The organism is Marinomonas transparens (assembly GCF_016463975.1).
Classification (GTDB): domain Bacteria; phylum Pseudomonadota; class Gammaproteobacteria; order Pseudomonadales; family Marinomonadaceae; genus Marinomonas; species Marinomonas transparens.
Map to the genome: position 1 here is coordinate 71,686 of NZ_JAEMNX010000014.1, position 17,921 is coordinate 89,606.

At 42.1% G+C, this 17,921-nt stretch carries 20 protein-coding genes; 4 read left to right on the plus strand and 16 right to left on the minus strand.

Translation table 11 applies throughout. From position 1 onward, the window contains the following. Positions 1-9: 9 nt before the first annotated feature. Entirely contained in the window at positions 10-606 is a 597-nt protein-coding gene (locus I8J31_RS12370; RefSeq protein WP_199468877.1) for a tRNA-uridine aminocarboxypropyltransferase, read from the minus strand. Between the two features lie 4 nt (positions 607-610). Continuing rightward, positions 611-1,336 (minus strand): pyridoxine 5'-phosphate synthase, encoded by a 726-nt coding sequence (locus tag I8J31_RS12375; RefSeq protein WP_199468878.1) that lies wholly within the window; start codon positions 1,334-1,336, stop codon positions 611-613. A gap of 145 nt (positions 1,337-1,481) precedes the next feature. Between I8J31_RS12375 and I8J31_RS12380 the strand changes: the two genes are divergently transcribed. From I8J31_RS12380 to I8J31_RS12390, 3 genes are all read left to right on the plus strand, one after another. Beyond that, entirely contained in the window at positions 1,482-2,156 is a 675-nt protein-coding gene (locus I8J31_RS12380) for a DNA-3-methyladenine glycosylase I (protein ID WP_199468879.1), read from the plus strand. A 46-nt stretch (positions 2,157-2,202) separates the two neighbouring features. Next, positions 2,203-2,844, plus strand: coding sequence for a DsbA family oxidoreductase (locus I8J31_RS12385; protein WP_199468880.1), 642 nt, complete (start codon positions 2,203-2,205; stop codon positions 2,842-2,844). 171 nt (positions 2,845-3,015) lie between these two features. Further along, the gene (locus I8J31_RS12390) at positions 3,016-3,210 is read left to right on the plus strand and encodes a (2Fe-2S)-binding protein (RefSeq protein ID WP_199468881.1); all 195 of its coding nucleotides are present in this window, start codon (positions 3,016-3,018) and stop codon (positions 3,208-3,210) included. Between the two features lie 47 nt (positions 3,211-3,257). On the opposite strand, the gene bfr (I8J31_RS12395) is transcribed toward I8J31_RS12390, so the two are convergent. From bfr (I8J31_RS12395) to parC, 3 genes are all read right to left on the minus strand, one after another. Further along, complete coding sequence (bfr, locus tag I8J31_RS12395) at positions 3,258-3,722, minus strand: bacterioferritin (RefSeq protein WP_199468882.1); 465 nt, start codon at positions 3,720-3,722, stop codon at positions 3,258-3,260. A 9-nt stretch (positions 3,723-3,731) separates the two neighbouring features. Beyond that, positions 3,732-4,205, minus strand: coding sequence for a bacterioferritin (gene bfr / locus I8J31_RS12400; RefSeq protein WP_199468883.1), 474 nt, complete (start codon positions 4,203-4,205; stop codon positions 3,732-3,734). A gap of 128 nt (positions 4,206-4,333) precedes the next feature. Further along, complete coding sequence (parC, locus tag I8J31_RS12405) at positions 4,334-6,637, minus strand: DNA topoisomerase IV subunit A (protein WP_199468884.1); 2,304 nt, start codon at positions 6,635-6,637, stop codon at positions 4,334-4,336. A 184-nt stretch (positions 6,638-6,821) separates the two neighbouring features. On the opposite strand from parC, the gene I8J31_RS12410 reads away from it, so the two are divergent. Beyond that, a complete protein-coding gene (locus I8J31_RS12410) occupies positions 6,822-7,529 on the plus strand; it encodes a hypothetical protein (protein ID WP_199468885.1) in 708 nt (235 codons plus the stop codon). A gap of 6 nt (positions 7,530-7,535) precedes the next feature. On the opposite strand, the gene I8J31_RS12415 is transcribed toward I8J31_RS12410, so the two are convergent. The 11 genes from I8J31_RS12415 to rsfS all read right to left on the minus strand — a co-directional run bounded on the left by I8J31_RS12415 (position 7,536) and on the right by rsfS (position 17,912). After that, complete coding sequence (locus I8J31_RS12415; protein ID WP_199468886.1) at positions 7,536-8,423, minus strand: GNAT family N-acetyltransferase; 888 nt, start codon at positions 8,421-8,423, stop codon at positions 7,536-7,538. 521 nt (positions 8,424-8,944) lie between these two features. Then, positions 8,945-9,904: a lipoyl synthase gene (gene lipA, locus I8J31_RS12420; protein ID WP_199468887.1), complete on the minus strand. Its 960-nt coding sequence runs from the start codon at positions 9,902-9,904 to the stop codon at positions 8,945-8,947. A 1-nt stretch (position 9,905) separates the two neighbouring features. Further along, positions 9,906-10,550, minus strand: a complete 645-nt coding sequence (lipB, locus tag I8J31_RS12425) for a lipoyl(octanoyl) transferase LipB (protein WP_199468888.1) — start codon at positions 10,548-10,550, stop codon at positions 9,906-9,908. Next, positions 10,550-10,855 (minus strand): YbeD family protein, encoded by a 306-nt coding sequence (locus tag I8J31_RS12430; protein ID WP_199468889.1) that lies wholly within the window; start codon positions 10,853-10,855, stop codon positions 10,550-10,552. Before I8J31_RS12430 ends, lipB begins: the two co-directional genes overlap by 1 nt. A 26-nt stretch (positions 10,856-10,881) precedes the next feature. Next, positions 10,882-12,030 carry a D-alanyl-D-alanine carboxypeptidase family protein gene (locus I8J31_RS12435; protein WP_199468890.1) on the minus strand — a complete coding sequence of 383 codons (1,149 nt, stop codon included), beginning with the start codon at positions 12,028-12,030 and terminating at the stop codon, positions 10,882-10,884. Between the two features lie 78 nt (positions 12,031-12,108). Beyond that, positions 12,109-13,026: a septal ring lytic transglycosylase RlpA family protein gene (locus I8J31_RS12440; RefSeq protein WP_199468891.1), complete on the minus strand. Its 918-nt coding sequence runs from the start codon at positions 13,024-13,026 to the stop codon at positions 12,109-12,111. Continuing rightward, positions 13,013-14,071 (minus strand): lytic murein transglycosylase B, encoded by a 1,059-nt coding sequence (gene mltB / locus I8J31_RS12445; protein ID WP_233402756.1) that lies wholly within the window; start codon positions 14,069-14,071, stop codon positions 13,013-13,015. Before mltB ends, I8J31_RS12440 begins: the two co-directional genes overlap by 14 nt. Continuing rightward, complete coding sequence (rodA, locus tag I8J31_RS12450; RefSeq protein ID WP_199468892.1) at positions 14,071-15,195, minus strand: rod shape-determining protein RodA; 1,125 nt, start codon at positions 15,193-15,195, stop codon at positions 14,071-14,073. Before rodA ends, mltB begins: the two co-directional genes overlap by 1 nt. Continuing rightward, positions 15,188-17,071 (minus strand): penicillin-binding protein 2, encoded by a 1,884-nt coding sequence (gene mrdA, locus I8J31_RS12455; protein WP_199468893.1) that lies wholly within the window; start codon positions 17,069-17,071, stop codon positions 15,188-15,190. Before mrdA ends, rodA begins: the two co-directional genes overlap by 8 nt. Positions 17,072-17,081: 10 nt before the next feature. After that, entirely contained in the window at positions 17,082-17,549 is a 468-nt protein-coding gene (gene rlmH / locus I8J31_RS12460; RefSeq protein WP_199468894.1) for a 23S rRNA (pseudouridine(1915)-N(3))-methyltransferase RlmH, read from the minus strand. A gap of 9 nt (positions 17,550-17,558) precedes the next feature. Beyond that, positions 17,559-17,912, minus strand: coding sequence for a ribosome silencing factor (rsfS, locus tag I8J31_RS12465; protein ID WP_199468895.1), 354 nt, complete (start codon positions 17,910-17,912; stop codon positions 17,559-17,561). Positions 17,913-17,921: the final 9 nt, after the last annotated feature.

The following is a 17,921-nucleotide window of genomic DNA, read 5'->3' on the forward strand; positions in this document are numbered from 1 at the left end:
ATCAAGTGGTTAGTGGGAATCATCAGCTAATGGCCGTTTACGCCATTGCCACCGCTGAGAGGAAACCATGAAATCTCGCAATGCTTGCATGCTCTGCCCTGTAATTTGCTCGACAGCATAAGCACAAGCTTCTAAAGTTGATAATGCCTGCCCATTAGGAGATTTTCGAATATCGTATTGGCAAGCTGGCGGCATAGCAAACTTTACAGCATTAAATTTATGCAGCAGGGGATCAGTTAAATACAATTTTTTTGCCTTACGCCACGTCCCATCTAACAAAATAATGCCTTCGAGCCTAGATGAGGATTCGTGATCTAACGTTTCAATGTCGACCGCCCCTTCGCAAGGGTAGACCAATCTCCATTTGCTATAGTCTAGCTCAGATAAAGTGCTAAGCAGTTTTTCCTTATCATCAGAGTCAATACACGTCACCTGAGGCAAAGCGAGTCGTAATAAAGACACGGTATTTTTTGCGTGCTTTGCTTCTTTTGCTTCTTGAATAACAAGAATCTGTATAGACGTGGATATAGGTGAAAGCCAACGGCACACACACTGCACAACCAAGAACCCACACACTTCGCAGTAAGCTCGCGTTTCTACCTGCATATTATCAGGCCAGTTTTGACAAATAAGCCTTCACTACATTGTCCCAACCTAAATCTAATGCTTCGATGGTCAAAGCATGACCAATGGAAACCTCTGTCACTCGACCCGCACGACACAAAGGCTCAATGTTATTCAGGTCTAAATCATGCCCAGCATTAACACCTAGCCCAGCATCAATAGCTGCCTGAGCAGCTTGTTGGTATTGCTCCACAACCTGTTCAAAGCCATCTTTTCCATAGGCATTGGCATAAGCTTCCGTATATAACTCCACACGGTCAGCACCAATCTCTTTAGCCAAAGTCATATTTTCAGCTTCCGGGTCCATAAACAATACGACGCGAATCCCCTTCTCTTTCAGTTTAGCAATAACTGGACGCAATGCGTCTTGGTCGCGGGCAACATTCCAACCATGGTCAGAAGTTAACTGATTTGGGTCATCTGGAACCAAGGTACACTGATCAGGTTCGACTTCTAGTACAACACTTAAGAATTGCGAATCAGGAAAGCCTTCTATATTTAACTCTCGGTCTGGAAAGCGCTGCAATAAATTCTTTAGATCATAAGCATCTTGGTAGGTCGCATGACGCTGATCCGGTCTGGGATGAATCGTGATACCAAACGCACCTAGCTCCAAAGTGCGTTCTGCCATACTCATCAGGTTAGGATAATTTCTGCCACGAGAGTTTCTAAGTAAGCCAATTTTATTTAGGTTTACGCTCAAATGTGTCATTTAACTTCTCTCGGTTAATATTTTCTCCGCATTATAAGACAAACACATAGCCTACAGCACTAAAATACCAAACAAGATATCGTTTAGATAAGTTATACCAGCGAAGGCTTATGATAAACTCAGCCTAGAAAAATAGGAGTCATGCATGCAATACGAGCTCTTCCAAACAATTTATGACCGTGCGACCTTACGTCATGGCGGCATTAAAGCCCTTGAAAGCAAACTAAACCACCCATTACCAGCGAAAGAACTAAGCCAACATAGTGATGATAGGTGGTTAGCTGCATTTTCGCAGAAGGTATTTCAATCTGGCATCAACTGGCAAGTAGTGCGTAATAAATGGCCAGGTTTTGAAGAAGTATTCTTCGGTTTTGATATCGAAAAAATGCTGCTTATTCATGATGAAATGTGGGAAGAAAAAGCTAAAGACACACGCATAATACGAAACTTTGGCAAAGTAATGACCATTAGAGAAAATGCCATCATGATTAATGAGTGTCAGACAAGCCACGGCAGCTTTACGGATTTTATCGCCAATTGGCCTAGCAGCGACATCATTGGTTTATGGGCCTATCTAAAAAAACACGGCGCACGGCTCGGTGGTAATACTGGACCTTATACTTTAAGAGCGATGGGGAAAGACTCTTTTCTCCTTACTAAAGATGTAGAAGGCTATTTACGCAAGAATGGCATTATCACCACAGGAAGAGATACTCAGTCTGCTTGGAAGGCAGCTCAAAACGCCTTTAACCACTGGCACCAAGAAAGTGGACGTAGTTACACAGAAATCAGTCAATGCATTGCCTTAAGCGTCAACTAACGACTTAACCAAAGTAAAAAAATTTAATTTATCTATAGGAGAACACATGGCCGATCTGCGTATCGACATCATTTCAGATCTCGTTTGCCCTTGGTGCTACTTAGGTTATACACGCCTCAAACAAGCTATTGAACAACTAGGTGACGACTACAAAATAGACATTCGTTGGCAACCATTCGAATTACATCCAGACATGCCTTTAGAAGGTGCTGACCGCGACACTTACCTAGGAGAAAAATTTGGCAGTGCAGAAAAACTCAATGAAGCCACTCATGCGCTCCAACAAGTTGGTATAGAAACAGGTATCCAGTTCAATTTTTCAGACAAGGACCGAGTACCTAACACCAAAATTAGCCATCAATTTGTTTTAGCCGCAACCAAAGCGGACCTAGCAACGCCTTTTGTCATGGCCTTATATCATGCTTACTTCACGAGCGGAAAAGACATAGGCTTAACAAGCATACTGAAAGAGGCTGCCCTCAGTATTGGTATGCAAGACAGTGATATTCATTATGCTCTCTCTCTACAAGCAGAAAAGCTCACAAATAAAAAACTACAACACCTACGCAGCCTAGATATCAAATCCGTACCCACCTATGTGATTAATGATAAATATATGATTCAAGGTGCCCATGACCCCGAAGCTTTCCTCAAGGTATTAACCGACATAGCACAAAAAGAACAATAATCCATTCACCTTCTTTTTGTACGGATGAAAGTAGGCGCTCATCCGTACAAATATCCAATTACAACAAAAACTATCAAACTTGGAAAATAAATAAACAAATACATGTTGATAATCATTCACATTCTTACTAGACTGAAACGGTAAGAATATTAGTAAGAGTGATTTTCATTTATGTATGTGTGTCTTTGCAACGGCGTTACGGATAGAGAAGTAAAAGAATCTATTCAACAAGGGGCGACTACCCTGCGCGAGCTTTATCAAGAACTCAACGTTGGAAGCCAATGTGGAAAGTGCTGTCAGTGTGCCAAGAAAATACTGAACAATGAGCTTCTGCAAATTGCAGAAACCCAAGTTCAGGTAGCTTAAGATTAAGCCACTTATATTTAGTAAAACGAACTACCCCCGACTAGTCTTTACATTTGTGACTGAAGATAGTTTTCAATGCCAGATGAAGCAATTAAATGTTGCTGAGTTTCCAGCCAGTCAATTTGCTCTTCCTGCTCTTCCAGAATTTTTTCAAGCGCATCTCGGCTCATAAAATCCAGTTTTTGCTCACACAAATCAACCGCCGTTCTTAGTGTTGGCAAAGTATCTAGTTCAAACTCCAAATTAGCAGCAATCATTTCCTCGCTATTTTCACCAATACGAAGACGACCAAGATCTTGAAGATTTGGCAACCCCTCTAAAAATAAAATACGCTCGATCAATCGATCTGCATTTTTCATTTTTTGAATAGAGACTTTATAATCTGCTTTATCTAGTGCACTAAAACCAAAATCTTTAAACATACGCGCATGTAAAAAATATTGGTTGATACCAACCAACTCATTGGCTAACACCTTATTCAGGTTAGCAATTACGTTACGATCACCTTTCATAAAGCCTCCCTAGCTAGCCATCTGTGATTGGTAATAATTCTGCATACCAATTTTTTCCATCAAGCCAAGCTGCTGCTCTAACCAATAGACATGATCCTCTTCTGTATCAAACAACAATTTCTCTAATACTTCGCGAGTCTGATAGTCACTTTCAGCTTCACACACAGCAATTACTTCACGAACACAAGTCACCACTTCAAGCTCTAGCGTTAAATCATTTTCCATCATAGAGCGAACATCCGCTCCAATCAGAAGATCACGACGATTAGTCATACATGGCACACCTTCCAAAAACAAAATGCGCTTAATTAACCAATCCGAATGCTGTTTTTCCTCATCCATTTCATGATCAAGACGTTCATACAACTTGCCCAACCCCCAATCCTCATACATTCTAGAATGTATAAAGTACTGATCAATCGCCGCCAACTCATTGGCTAATAACTTATTTAAACTGTCTATTACTTTTTGACTACCTTTCATTTCACCCTCTCCTTTACTAGAAGTGCACCCACAGTTAAAAGTAAGTGCAATATGAAAACTACAGATCTAATGTAAGCCGCCCCTCACTCTAGAACTTAGCCTATTAATCGAATATTGCAATTTATAGTCTATTCTGAAAATAGATCCTGATCCTTGCTTATTTCGCCTTTTGACACTTTTCCTTCACCGACTTTAACGTCAAAGGAGTCAATTCGTTGGAAGCCTCGCGGTAACTTCAAGCCTCTTCGACCACGCTCGCCCAAATAATCTTCTAGATCTTTCTCTGTAAAAGACATAAAACGTTTACCCGCATAGGCCAGTAAAAGATCATTTGGCTGGACACATGCCATGGCGACAAGCAATTCTTCTCTCTCTGCCGCACGAGCACTTGGAATACTCAACATCTTATTACCCTTACCTTTTGCCATTTTCGGCAAAGAAGCAACATCAAAGGCCAGCATTCGACCCTCATTAGAAACTGCAACTACTCTTCCAAATTCTGGATTTTCCACCAGAACTGGAGGCATCACCCGTGCTTCTTTAGGAAGACTTAATGTTGCCTTACCCGCTTTGTTCTTCGCGTATAAGTCTTTAAGCTGCGCCACAAAGCCATAACCTGCATCACAAGCAATCAGATAATGGGCATCCTCACTATCCAGTACTGCTGAAACAATGGTCACTTCTCTTTCTAAAGTGATTCGTCCTGTAATCGGCTCACCTTGTCCACGGGCAGAAGGTAACGTATGAGCTTTAATTGAATAGGTACGGCCATTCGATGCCAGCAATACTAAAGTTTGATTAGAACGCCCTTTTGCACTAATCAAAAATTCATCGCCAGACTTATAACTCAGCCCATTCACATCAATATCATGACCTTTTGCAGCACGCACCCAACCTTGCTTGGAGATAATGACAGTAATTGGGTCATTTGAAAGCAGATCTTCTTCACTAAAGGCTTGAGCTTCTTTACGTGCCACAATAGGCGTTCGCCTATCATCACCAAAAGCGTCTATTGCTTCTTGAATTTCTTCTGTAATCAGCTTTTTCAACTTGCGGTCTGAAGATAACAAACCTTCAAGCTTCTTACGCTCTTTCTCCAGTTCGTCCTGCTCTCCCTTGATTCGCATTTCCTCAAGCTTGGCAAGGTGACGAAGTTTAAGTTCAAGAATTGACTCAGCTTGAGTATCACTAAGACTAAATCGAGACATCAACTCAATTTTGGGCTTTTCTTCCGTGCGAATAATCTCAATCACTTCATCGATATTTAAAAATGCAATCAATAAGCCTTCAAGAATATGTAAGCGGCTCACCACCTTATCAAGGCGAAATTGCAAGCGACGACGTACAACGTCAATGCGAAAGCGCAACCACTCGGCTAGAAAACTTCTTAATGGTTTCACCTGAGGCAAACCATCCAAGCCAATCACGTTCATATTAACGCGGTAGGATTTTTCTAAATCAGTAGTCGCAAAAAGATGCGTCATCACAGAATCAATATCAACACGATTAGACTTAGGAACTATGACTAGGCGCGTGGGGTTTTCATGATCAGATTCATCACGTAAATCCACCACCATAGGAAGCTTCTTCGCCTGCATTTGCGCGGCAATTTGCTCTAATACCTTGCTACCAGAAACTTGATGAGGCAACTCATTAACAACGATTTCGCCTTCTTCTAATGCAAAGCGCGCTCTGGCTTTAATTTGACCTTTGCCCGTTTCATATAGCTTAACGATGTCACTTCTCGGCGTAATGATCTCTCCACCTGTAGGAAAATCTGGCCCTTGCACATAATTAAGCAACTCATCTAAATCAGCATTGGGATTATTCAGTAAGTGAATACAGGCACCACCTATTTCACGTAGATTATGTGGCGGTATATCTGTCGCCATCCCCACCGCAATACCCGTTGTGCCATTAAGTAACAAGTTAGGTAAACGAGACGGTAATACAGAAGGCTCTTGTAATGTGCCATCAAAATTCGGCACCCAATCCACCGTCCCTTGGCTTACTTCACCCAGTAAAACGTCAGCGTATTTAGACAAACGAGATTCGGTATAACGCATAGCCGCAAAAGACTTTGGATCGTCCGGTGCCCCCCAGTTACCTTGGCCGTCAACCAGCGGATAACGATAAGAAAAAGGTTGGGCCATAAGAACCATGGCTTCATAACATGCACTGTCGCCATGGGGGTGAAACTTACCAAGTACATCACCCACAGTACGAGCAGATTTTTTATACTTAGCTGAGGCTTTCAGTCCCAACTCACTCATGGCATAAATGATACGCCGTTGCACTGGCTTTAAACCATCACCAATGTGTGGCAAGGCACGATCTAGAATGACGTACATGGAATAATTTAAGTACGCTTTTTCTGTATAGTCCTTTAATGAAAGGGTTTCATTAGACTCAAAATTTGACAACTCGCTCAAGGAATCTTTCCTTCTACTATCGTTTGGGTGGGTGAATTTTCAACACACACAGATTTGCTAAACATTATGATGGGAATACTATAAAGAAACACCCCAACGACCTGCAACAGTCGAAGTAAGATTATCATGGAAAGGTTGGCATTCTCATGCTTCAATATATAAGTTTATAAATTAAAGGTGCAGCATGGCGAACTTGTCCAACACACATTCTCTCTACCCTATTCAATATCACCTTGGACAATCCAGTCAGCGTATCATTATTCATAACCAGAATGACCTCAATATTTCTCACGAGCACCTCTTTCAGGACGACACGCCAACACGCTTCTATCATTATAAAGCGAATACCTTTTTGTTCGTATTGAAAGGTGAGCTTTATCTAAAACAAGATGAGCAAGACAGGGTAATCAAGCAACATCAAGGTGTCTGGTTAGAGGCAAATACCGTCAATATTGTCACTCTATTAAAAGCGTCTATTGAAATTTGCCTGATTCGCTTCAAGGCTAGTGACCAAAGTAAAAGCCTAGACAATTTAAAAAAAGTTTCGTCGGGAACAGTGAACTTCGTCTCTGGACGTAACGGCATTAAAACCTGGCCACTTTGGCAAGGTGACTCAGGCTATATAGCAATCGAACTCTACCCGCCCTACTACAAAGAAACGCTTTACTACCAGAAAGCAGCCAACCAATACCTACAACCTTTAAACGGCCAAGTTTTTATCAATAACGGCAAGGGCACACCACAAGCTTGTCCAGAGATAGGAAAAATCATCACCACAAGAACCCCAAGAGCCATACTTAACCCCAATACAGAAAGCGTCACCACCTTAACGGTAACCACCTCTCCAGCGGAAAAAGGTCGTGTTCTAGTCCTCACCCGTGCAAATAAATGATAACACTCAGCGCTTTACTTGAGCCGTGATAATGTGGTCTTCCCAGCGCCCATTAATCTTCAAATAGTCCTTCGCCACGCCCTCCTTCTCAAAACCTAATTTTTTTAGTACTGCCGCACTTCTGGCATTTCTGGGCATATAATTCGCTTGAATTCGATTAATCTTTAATTCTTTATGGAGGTAGTCTAAACCAGCACTCAGGGTTTCTAGCATAATACCTTTGCCTTGTTCACTTTCTCGCAAGCTGTAACCGAGGTTACAAGCTTGAAAAACACCCCGAATAATATTGGTATAATTGCTATAAGCCATCACTTTGCTTTCATCAGGAGAAAGCAAACACAACACAAGCCCCTTATCTTCCAAAAAGTCACGTCGCATCTCTTTAACCCGAAGTTGACAGGTTTCGAAAGAATAATAGGCTTCGCTCCTAAGTGGCTCCCAAGGAGCAAGAAACGCTTTTTCCTGATTAACATAGTCATGTAGAAGGTGGGCTTGAGATTCCTTCAAGACGGTTAAAATCCCTCGTTCTGTAACGATACGCGGGAAACGCGAAGCATGTATATTTTTATTCGTTTGTACAAATGACCGCTCAGAAAGCACCTCAAACAATTTCAACGAATAACCTTCGTACCAAAACTGCTCAGCGATAGACAATACTTTACGATGCATCTCATGATCCAACCAGCTCTCCGCCGCTTGTCGAGTCTGCCAATAAGTCACCACCATATCTGTCTCACTTAAAGCACACTCGGCACCAAGATAGTCAGCTTGTTCTTTGGCTAAGTCCAACATCTTATCCGTCATAATACGATAAATCATATCGTTCAATATTAATTTACTGGACAAGCTAACAGCGAAATAAGGTGCTTTTTCTGGGTAACTAAATAGATCCATAATGCCTCTATTACTAAGTTGAAAAAGGAACGAATAACAAAATTTTAATCCGCTATGAAACAAAAAAGCTTATTCGAGCCTTCCCCAATACAAACTTCATCGCTGCAAAATAAAATATTTGCTCATAAAGTCAAATTTAAGACTATAGTTAGATGATAAGAGATTGCCTAACAAGGTTTTTAAAAAGGTCAGTAAAAGGGCGAACCGTACTTATCAGTACAATTATCTATACCAAAATCCGCTTACTTATTTGTCATAGCAGAACCCAAGACGATCTCTTTATTAGTTTTCCTCCTGAGCACAGTAGAGCTTTATGCCCGCCAAACGCGGGCATTTTTTTGCCAATAATGTATTTTCTAAACTAGAGATAGTCATCTTGATAGCCTACTTCAACTCAGACAATCAATCTGCCCTTATCACTGCTTGAAACATTTCCACGTTCACAACTCACACTATAAAACTCAAAAAAAAAGCGGTGATGGGACGATAGTCCCAACACCGCTTCTTTTATAGCTTACTAATTAAGACACCCGCTCACCGTGAGCCTGCTTATCTGCATGATAAGAAGAACGAACCAAGGGCCCACATGCCGCATGTTTAAAACCGAGCTCTTTCGCCACTTGCTCGTAACGCTCAAATTCTTCTGGTGGTACAAAACGCGCCATTGGAAAATGATGTTTAGAAGGTTGTAAATACTGACCAATCGTCAACATATCTACATTATGAGCTCTTAAATCTTTGAGCACCTCAACGATTTCTTCAAAGGTTTCGCCCATTCCTACCATTAAGCCCGATTTTGTCGGTACATCTGGGCATCTGTCTTTAAAGTTTTTCAATAGATCTAAAGACCACTGATAATCAGAACCCGGCCTTACCTGACGATATAAACGGGGAATTGATTCTAAATTGTGATTAAAAACATCTGGCGGGGCAATTTGTAAAATATCCAAAGAAACCTCCATCCGACCACGGAAGTCAGGTACCAAGGTTTCTATTTCAATATTTGGGCTTTCAATACGGGTTTCACGAATACAATCGACAAAATGTTGAGCACCGCCATCACGAAGGTCATCACGATCAACAGACGTAATCACAACGTATTTAAGCTTCATATCGCGAATCGCAGCCGCCAACTCTTTCGGTTCGTCTTGACTCAACGCATTAGGACGACCATGAGCGACATCACAAAAAGGACAACGGCGAGTGCAAATCTCCCCCATTATCATAAAAGTAGCAGTACCGTTGCTAAAACACTCACCTAAATTAGGGCAATTTGCCTCTTCACAAACAGAGGCCAGTTTATGCTCTCGCAAGGTGCTTTTAATCCGCGCAATTTCTGGCGAAGCAGGGACACGAACCCGTAACCAATCAGGTTTACGAGGAATTTCTTCCGTAGGTACAATTTTCACGGGAATGCGCGCCATTTTATCGGCACCACGTAACTTTTCCCCTTGGACAACGCGCTTGCGTTCTGCTGTCATTTTATTTCCACCCTTGTTGGATAGTCGGATGATCATATCCGAGTAATTCAGCCAGCTGGTTCGCCAACTGAATCTTAATTTTTGATAAGATAACATGCTTGTTCAGATGCTTCATATCAACCATTTTCAAGCCTTGGTAGCCACATGGATTAATACGATTAAACGGAGTGAGATCCATATCTACATTCAAAGCCAAGCCATGAAATGAACAGCCTCGGCGTACACGTAAACCTAACGAAGCAATTTTTTGTTCATTCACATAGACACCCGGCGCATCTGGCTTAGCATAAGCCTTAATATGATTCGATTCTAACACGGCCACAACTGTGTTCTCTAATACACTAACGAGATCACGAACCCCAATACCGAGACGCTTTAGATCAATTAATACATAAGCCACTAATTGCCCCGGGCCATGATAGGTAACCTGACCACCACGATCGACTTGAATGACGGGAATATCACCCGGTGCTAAAAGATGCTCTTCTTTGCCCGCCTGCCCCTGCGTAAATAAGGGAGGATGCTCCAACAACCAAATTTCGTCTGCCTCTTCTTTTGATCGAGTTTGAGTAAAGCTTTTCATGCTTTCCCAAGTTTCTGAGTACTCAACCAGGCCCAAATCACGGCAAATTAGGTCAGGTGTCATCACATAACCATCTTAACAGCATCAATTGACATAAGGCTTTTATGCAAAGCAGACAATTGCTCTTCACTAGTAGCAACAATTCGAAAGCTATAACTAGCAAATCGCCCTTTACTAGAACGATTAATAGCGACTGCATTAGGATCCATTTCAGGAGCATGGCTCGTCATGCATTCAACAATTTGAGCATAACTACCATCAAGGTCAAGAGACACTACTTTTATCACATAGTTTTCACAAGGAAACTCTATTTTAGGGGCATCAACCGCTGTTTCCGCTTGATCACCCTCTTTTGTAATTAACGCCATTAAATTACCACTTGGCCCCTTGGGGCTTAAAACAAATTAGTGAAGAAAAGTTTAATATTATCAAACAAGCGCTTGAAGAAACCGCCTTCCTCAACAGCCTCAAGAGCAACAACAGGACGCTCTAATAGGACATCACCTTCCGTTCCAACCACAATCGTCCCTAGAACATCACCAACAGCAATTGGCGCAACAATTTCCTTATGCATATCTAACGTTGCAGGAATAGAAGTACCTTGCTGACGAGGCATGGTAACAAGCACATCTTCAGCAAACCCCACTTTTACATTAGACTGACTCCCCCCCCAGACATGGGCATTATTAACGACCTGTCCACGGCTATATAGCTTACGAGTTTCGTAATACCTAAAACCATAATCGAGCAATTTCTGCGATTCCACAGCACGACCTTCATCAGATTTAGCGCCCATCACGACCGAAATCAAACGTGTGCCGTTTCTTACTGCAGAGGCGGCTAAACAGTAGCCAGCAGCTTCAGTATGGCCTGTTTTCAAGCCATCAACCGTTTTATCTCTCCACAAGAGTTTATTGCGGTTCGGTTGGCGAATATCGTTGTAGGTAAAGTATTTTTCAGAATAAAGAGGATAATTGTGTGGAAACTGCAAAATAGTCGCACGTGCTAGCTTGGCAATATCATTAGCACTAGAAAAATGATTGTCAGCAGGAAAGCCAGTTGAGTTAACAAAATGACTGTTCTTCATACCAAGCAATTGCGCATGTTGATTCATTAAATCAGCAAAAGCCGACTCACTACCTGCCACATATTCAGCGGCAGCGACACTGGCATCATTACCTGATTGAATAATAATACCACGCATTAGGTTTTCCACAGAAACTTGCGTCCCTTCTCGGATAAACATGCGCGAACCTTTCATACGCCATGCTTTTTCACTAACAGTGACTTTATCCTCAAAAGATAAATTACCGCGAGCCAGCTCATATTCCATAATATAAGCTGTCATTAGCTTTGTTAGACTGGCTGGTGGTACTGATTGATCAGCATTATGCTCAACCAATATATCGCCAGTATAGGCATCAATTAAGATATAGCTACTAGCAGACAATTGCGGCGGTGCCGGAATCAGTGAAGGGGCAGCAAACAGTGGATTGGTAATCAAACCAAACACTAGGGATACAATAACTAGCAGTCTTTTCATACTCAAAAATGTCATCTATAAAAATATGTGTGGATAATACTAGAGCAAGCAATAATTCTCTAGTTCATAAATACTTTGCTAAGGCAACAGAACAACCCTAACAGGCCGACTAAAGCCAGCTTGATCGAGCTTTTCTTGCCAATTTAGCAACTCATTAGCATCTGAATATGGCCCTACTAACACTTTATAAAGACCATCTTCTTGCTTATTCACCAGTACTTTAATATCCGTATCAAAAGCTTCGAATAACTTCCCTTTTAAACGATCTGCCGACTCTTCTGCGCTAAAGGCCCCCAACTGTAAATGAGTGAAAGACAATTCTGCTGAAACATCAGAAGGAATTGCAGGTAAAGCTTCTGGTGTATTTACCACTACTTTCTGCGGTGCAGCTTCAGTAGTAGGTCGATAAACCTCTCCTTTACTTGGTACAATAGCTTCGATTCGAACCCTAGCTAACCCCTTTTTGTGATACCCCAACCTTGCTGCTGCCGCATAAGATAAATCAATCAAACGATCACCATGGAACGGCCCCCTATCATTTACTCGAACAATAACAGTCCGCTTATTATCAAGGTTAGTTACCTTAAGATAAGTGGGTATAGGAAGCGATTTATGGGCGGCAGAAAAACCATACATGTCATACTTTTCTCCATTTGACGTTTTATGACCATGAAACTTTTTGCCATACCAAGATGCCGTACCTTCTGCGACATAACCCTTTGCAGAATCCATCACCGAATATGTCTTACCCCATACTTCATAAGACTTTTTGTTACCGCCACGGCTTTTAGGTTCCCACTTGGGCACCAGATCAGGCAAATGATCTACCTTGATATCACCTGTAGGGGCATGATCTTGTAAAATAGAATAACGACCGCCACCAGATGCTTTTTCATAATCTATATCGTCCTTGCCAAGTACATGACTGGTACTCATACAACCATTTAGTAACAACAAACTGATACCAGCAAGAAAGCATATATTAACTATCTTCATAATTTCCTATTTTTTCAGCAAGTTGCAACACAGACATGGCATAACGTCTACTAGGATTATAATCCATGATGGTGAAAAAATTCTCATAAGCGAGCCAATAGGAAACTTTTTCAGATTCCGTTCTTAAGCCAATCAAGCCGGCTTCTTGTGAAACAAACGCTTCTGTCGGTAAAACATTTAAAGAAGACCAATCCGCTATACTTCTACTTGGAGATCGACCTTCATTAACCCGCTCAGAGATTTTTTCTGGATTGGCAACTTGCGCCATCACAAACCAAGGTTGACCTTTTTGCCAACCATGATGCTGTAAATAATTAGCCACACTACCGATCGCATCCGCTTCAGACGTCCACAAATTAATATGGCCATCAGCATCATAGTCTATTGCTAACTTACGATAGTTACTCGGCATAAACTGCACCATCCCCATGGCACCACTGTATGACCCCTTTGTCGCACCAATGTCCCAATTTTCTTCTCGTACTAGTAATAAATAGGCCTGTAATTCACTTTGAAAATAGTCTTTTCGACGAGGATAATCAAAAGCCAATGTTGTCAGAGAAGTAAATATATCGGTCGACCCTGTCACTCGCCCATAAAAGGTTTCGACACCAATCAAAGCCACAATCACTCGCGACTCAACACCAAATTCTTGTTCAGCCTTACGCAGCCAAGACGCATTGCGTTTAGCAAATTCACGCCCCTTCTTGATACGAGAATCAGAAACAAAACGAGTACGATATTGATAAAAAGGTGTAATTACTTCTGGTTGATTGTTTGATTTTTCAATGACTTTAGGACGAACTTTTATACGCGAGAAAGCCAGCTCTAAGGTAGAGCGATCATAATGGTAATTAGCGACCATTTTACTAATAAAAGCTTGTACTTCTGGGTTCACAGCATAGGAGTCGGCCCACTCTTCTGGCATCTCCTCGAGCAATGAATTACTCACGCCCAAATATGAAGACTCATTTGAATGATCTGTCGTACTACAGGCAGTTAAGCCAAGCACCAACAATATTCCTATCGCTTGTTTTATTATCATTACCTTGCTCTTTTGTGTGTTTGTATCGACATTAAAATGCCAAAAGTAGCCATTATTGTAATAATTGAAGTTCCACCGTAACTCACCAAGGGTAAGGGTACCCCAACAACTGGCAGAATACCTGACACCATGCCAATATTTACAAACATATACACAAAGAAGGTTAGAGTTAAACTTCCTGCTAAAAGGCGAGCATAATTATCCTCAGCCATCGCTGCGATATACAAGCCACGGGCGATAACCAATAGATAAGCAAGTATCAAAACCCCGCACCCAATCATGCCAAACTCTTCACCCAACACCGCAATAATAAAATCAGTATGGCTCTCTGGAAGAAAGTTTAATTGTGCCTGCGTTCCCTCCATCCAACCTTTACCATAAAGGCCTCCAGAACCAATCGCAGTTTTCGACTGGATAATATTCCAGCCCGAGCCTAGCGGATCACTCTCCGGGTTTAAAAAAGTTAATACTCGTTGCCGCTGATAGTCGTGCATCACCTGCCATAAAACATAACCGGCAATAGGCGCTAAAGCGGCGGAACCAAGAATATAACGCCAGCCTAAACCCGCTAAAAATAAAACAAATATGCCAGAAACAGCCACAAGTAAGGAGGTACCTAAATCGGGCTGCTTAGCAATCATAAGAACTGGCACCATGATAAGCACCAATACCATCACAATTTGCTTAAACTTTGGTGGTAACGGCCGATCAGAAAAATACCAAGCTATCATCATTGGCATCACAATTTTCATAATTTCAGAAGGCTGAAAACGTAAACCTCCGGGTAAGGCTAACCATCGCTGAGCACCTTTTGCCCCCACGCCGAATAACAAAACACCAACCAATAACAACACCAAAAAGGTAAACAACAAAGGAGAAGCTCGACGCATATATTTAGGAGGAAGCTGGGCAAGCATAAGACACCCTCCCATCCCTATCACCAACCGGAAAACTTGCCTTTCAACCATAGCCACATCCTGCCCAGAGGCAGAATAAAGCACCACCAAACCACCTCCGATCAGCAAAAGTAAAGAGCCGATCAAGAGCACGTCAATATGCACTAGATTCCATAACCGCGCATTACTAAAAGCAACCACACGACGATACAAGCTATTATCAGTCATGATGATTTGGCCCCTTTAGATAGTCATAGCGCTTAGGGTATTTCCCAGATAAATAAGCATCAAATAACGCCCTAGATAAATCAGCAGGCTTAGAACTGCTACCACCATTTTCAAAAATCGCAAATACAGCTATTTTAGGTTTCTCTGCTGGAGCAAACCCTATAAACAAAGCATGATCATGAAGGCGTTTAGCAAGTTTTTCCGAGTCATACTCTTCATCTTCTTGTAGACTAAAGACTTGCCCCGTCCCCGTCTTCCCCGCAATAGAGTAATCCGTTCCTCGTAAACGTCTTGCCGTTCCTTTAGAGTCTGTAATTACCTTACGCATAGCATTAACCATTTTTTCCCAGTTACGCTGATCTTTAAGAACAATTTCTCGCTCGCCACCTAAACCATCCAAAAACTGAGCAGGTTGATCTCCAATTGTCTTTGCCATACGAGGGTCAAAATAATGCCCACGAGCTGCTAATGCTGAAGTAGCCGCAGCGATTTGCATAGGCGTCGCGACCATAAAGCCTTGGCCAATACCAACGTTAACAGAATCCCCCGGATACCATGGCTCGTTATACTTGGCCATTTTCCATTCATTAGAAGGCAACAGGCCTCGGCTCTGACCATTCAAGTCCAATAACAAATCCTTACCAAAACCAAAACGCGACAAGAAATCATGAATCGGTGTAATGCCCATCTTATTAGATAATTGATAGTAATAGGTATCAACGGACTCAATAATAGAGCGTTCTAAATTTATCCAACCATGACCTGTTCGCAACCAGTCACGGTAACGACGCCCATCGGGATTAATTTGATAATAGCCACGAGCAAAATAACGCTCTTGCCACGAGGCATGGCCATACTCAAGACCAGCTAAGGCCATAAAAGGCTTAATTGTAGATGCTGGTGGATAACCACCACGAAGGGCACGATTAAATAAGGGAAGTTTTTTCGAATTGCGTAACGCAGAATAGTCTTCAACAGAAATACCACGAACAAATAGATTAGGGTTATAACCTGGTTTGGAAACCAGAGCTAAAACACCGCCATTATTAGGGTCTATAGCAATCACAGAGCCAGTATAATCACCTAGTAAATCATAGGCGTACTGCTGTAACCTTGCATCTAAATAGAGGTTAACGTCTTGCCCTGGGGTTGGATTCTTCCGTTCCAGTTCGGACATAATGCGACCACGAGCATTTACCTCAACCTTACTAATACCTGTTTGGCCAAACAAGGTTGTCTCGTAATATTCCTCAATCCCTGTTTTACCTATAAACAAAGCCCCTTGATAAGCCAGCTTGTCGACTCGCTCAAGGTCTTTTGAAGTAATTCGCCCTACATTCCCAACAGCATGAGCAAAAGCATCACCATAGGGATAATAACGTGTTAATTGCGCCTCAACCTGAACACCGTCCAATTTATATAAATCAACCGCCACCTTTGCCCATTCTTCATCGGTTAGCTGGGACTTTAAGGTAATGGATTGATAAGGACGTCGATACTCTTTACGTCTTTCTTTGAAGTCTTCCCACTCAGCATCACTAATATCGATCACATTAGATAAGGTTTTCTTGAGTTCAGTAAAGTTAGAAACGCGTTCTGGGGTCACTGTTAAACTGTGGATAGGACGATTGTCGGCAAGCACTAAACCATGACGGTCATATATCAACCCCCTTGGCGGCGGTTCGGTAACCAACATCACGCGGTTATCATCAGCTTTAGTTTGATACAGTTTATGCTCAATCACTTGCAAATAAAACAAACGAGCCATCAGCACGCCAGCTAACAAAAGCACCATAATAGCGGCGGCAAAAACCCTCTGCTGAGTCAGCTTTTGTTCTTGGCGATAATTGCGAAAGTGTTGATGTTGACGGCTCACCAAACGCCCCTTACCTATGATACGGATGGTTATTCATTAATGTCCAAGCTCGATAAATCTGCTCAGCCAAAATAATACGCACCATAGGGTGCGGCAAGGTCAAACGAGATAACGACCATAATTGATCAGCTTTAACAGAACACCTTGGATCAAGTCCATCAGGCCCACCAACTAAAAGACTGACATTAAAACCATCCATACGCCACAGCTCCGTTTGACTCGACAACTGCTCGGTGGACCATTCCTTACCCAGCACTTCCAGTGCAATCACCTTATCCCCTGCTGGAATGGCATTCAGCATAGCATCGCCTTCCTTGCGAATGGCTTTTGCTATATCCGTATTTTTCCCACGGGGAGACATAGGTATTTCGATCAGCTCTAAAGCGAAGTCTTTAGGTAGACGTTTAGCATACTCATCATAGCCTTGCGTCACCCATTTTGGCATTTTATTGCCAACAGCAATCAAACGAACATGCATTTTAAAGGCCTATAATACTTCAGGCTTGATATCCCACAATTTTTCGAGATCATAAAATGCACGGGCCTCTTCTGTCATCACGTGAACAACGACGTCGTGCAGATCTACCAATACCCAATCACTACTCATACCACGGCCTTCTGACCCTAGTGGCTGTAGACCTTTTTGCTTTAGGTGCTCAAAAACATGTTGCCCTAATGATTCCACATGGCGCTTAGATGTACCGGTACAAATCACCATAAAGTCCATCATGTCGGTATGGTTACCCACATTCAACACAGTGATCTTATCGCCTTTGACATCTTCCAATGCTTCAACGGCAAAAGCTAAAATTTGATCTGCTGTGAGATTCGGCTGACTCATATAATTACG

Coding starts and splice junctions, on each gene's coding strand:
- I8J31_RS12370 (WP_199468877.1), bottom strand. CDS start 606: ATGCAGGTAGAAACGCGAGCTTACTGCGAAGTGTGTGGGTTCTTGGTT.
- I8J31_RS12375 (WP_199468878.1), bottom strand. CDS start 1,336: ATGACACATTTGAGCGTAAACCTAAATAAAATTGGCTTACTTAGAAAC.
- I8J31_RS12380 (WP_199468879.1), top strand. CDS start 1,482: ATGCAATACGAGCTCTTCCAAACAATTTATGACCGTGCGACCTTACGT.
- I8J31_RS12385 (WP_199468880.1), top strand. CDS start 2,203: ATGGCCGATCTGCGTATCGACATCATTTCAGATCTCGTTTGCCCTTGG.
- I8J31_RS12390 (WP_199468881.1), top strand. CDS start 3,016: ATGTATGTGTGTCTTTGCAACGGCGTTACGGATAGAGAAGTAAAAGAA.
- bfr (WP_199468882.1), bottom strand. CDS start 3,722: ATGAAAGGTGATCGTAACGTAATTGCTAACCTGAATAAGGTGTTAGCC.
- bfr (WP_199468883.1), bottom strand. CDS start 4,205: ATGAAAGGTAGTCAAAAAGTAATAGACAGTTTAAATAAGTTATTAGCC.
- I8J31_RS12410 (WP_199468885.1), top strand. CDS start 6,822: ATGGCGAACTTGTCCAACACACATTCTCTCTACCCTATTCAATATCAC.
- I8J31_RS12415 (WP_199468886.1), bottom strand. CDS start 8,423: ATGGATCTATTTAGTTACCCAGAAAAAGCACCTTATTTCGCTGTTAGC.
- lipA (WP_199468887.1), bottom strand. CDS start 9,904: ATGACAGCAGAACGCAAGCGCGTTGTCCAAGGGGAAAAGTTACGTGGT.
- lipB (WP_199468888.1), bottom strand. CDS start 10,550: ATGACACCTGACCTAATTTGCCGTGATTTGGGCCTGGTTGAGTACTCA.
- I8J31_RS12430 (WP_199468889.1), bottom strand. CDS start 10,855: ATGGCGTTAATTACAAAAGAGGGTGATCAAGCGGAAACAGCGGTTGAT.
- I8J31_RS12435 (WP_199468890.1), bottom strand. CDS start 12,030: ATGAAAAGACTGCTAGTTATTGTATCCCTAGTGTTTGGTTTGATTACC.
- I8J31_RS12440 (WP_199468891.1), bottom strand. CDS start 13,026: ATGAAGATAGTTAATATATGCTTTCTTGCTGGTATCAGTTTGTTGTTA.
- mltB (WP_233402756.1), bottom strand. CDS start 14,071: ATGATAATAAAACAAGCGATAGGAATATTGTTGGTGCTTGGCTTAACT.
- rodA (WP_199468892.1), bottom strand. CDS start 15,195: ATGACTGATAATAGCTTGTATCGTCGTGTGGTTGCTTTTAGTAATGCG.
- rlmH (WP_199468894.1), bottom strand. CDS start 17,549: ATGCATGTTCGTTTGATTGCTGTTGGCAATAAAATGCCAAAATGGGTG.
- rsfS (WP_199468895.1), bottom strand. CDS start 17,912: ATGAGTCAGCCGAATCTCACAGCAGATCAAATTTTAGCTTTTGCCGTT.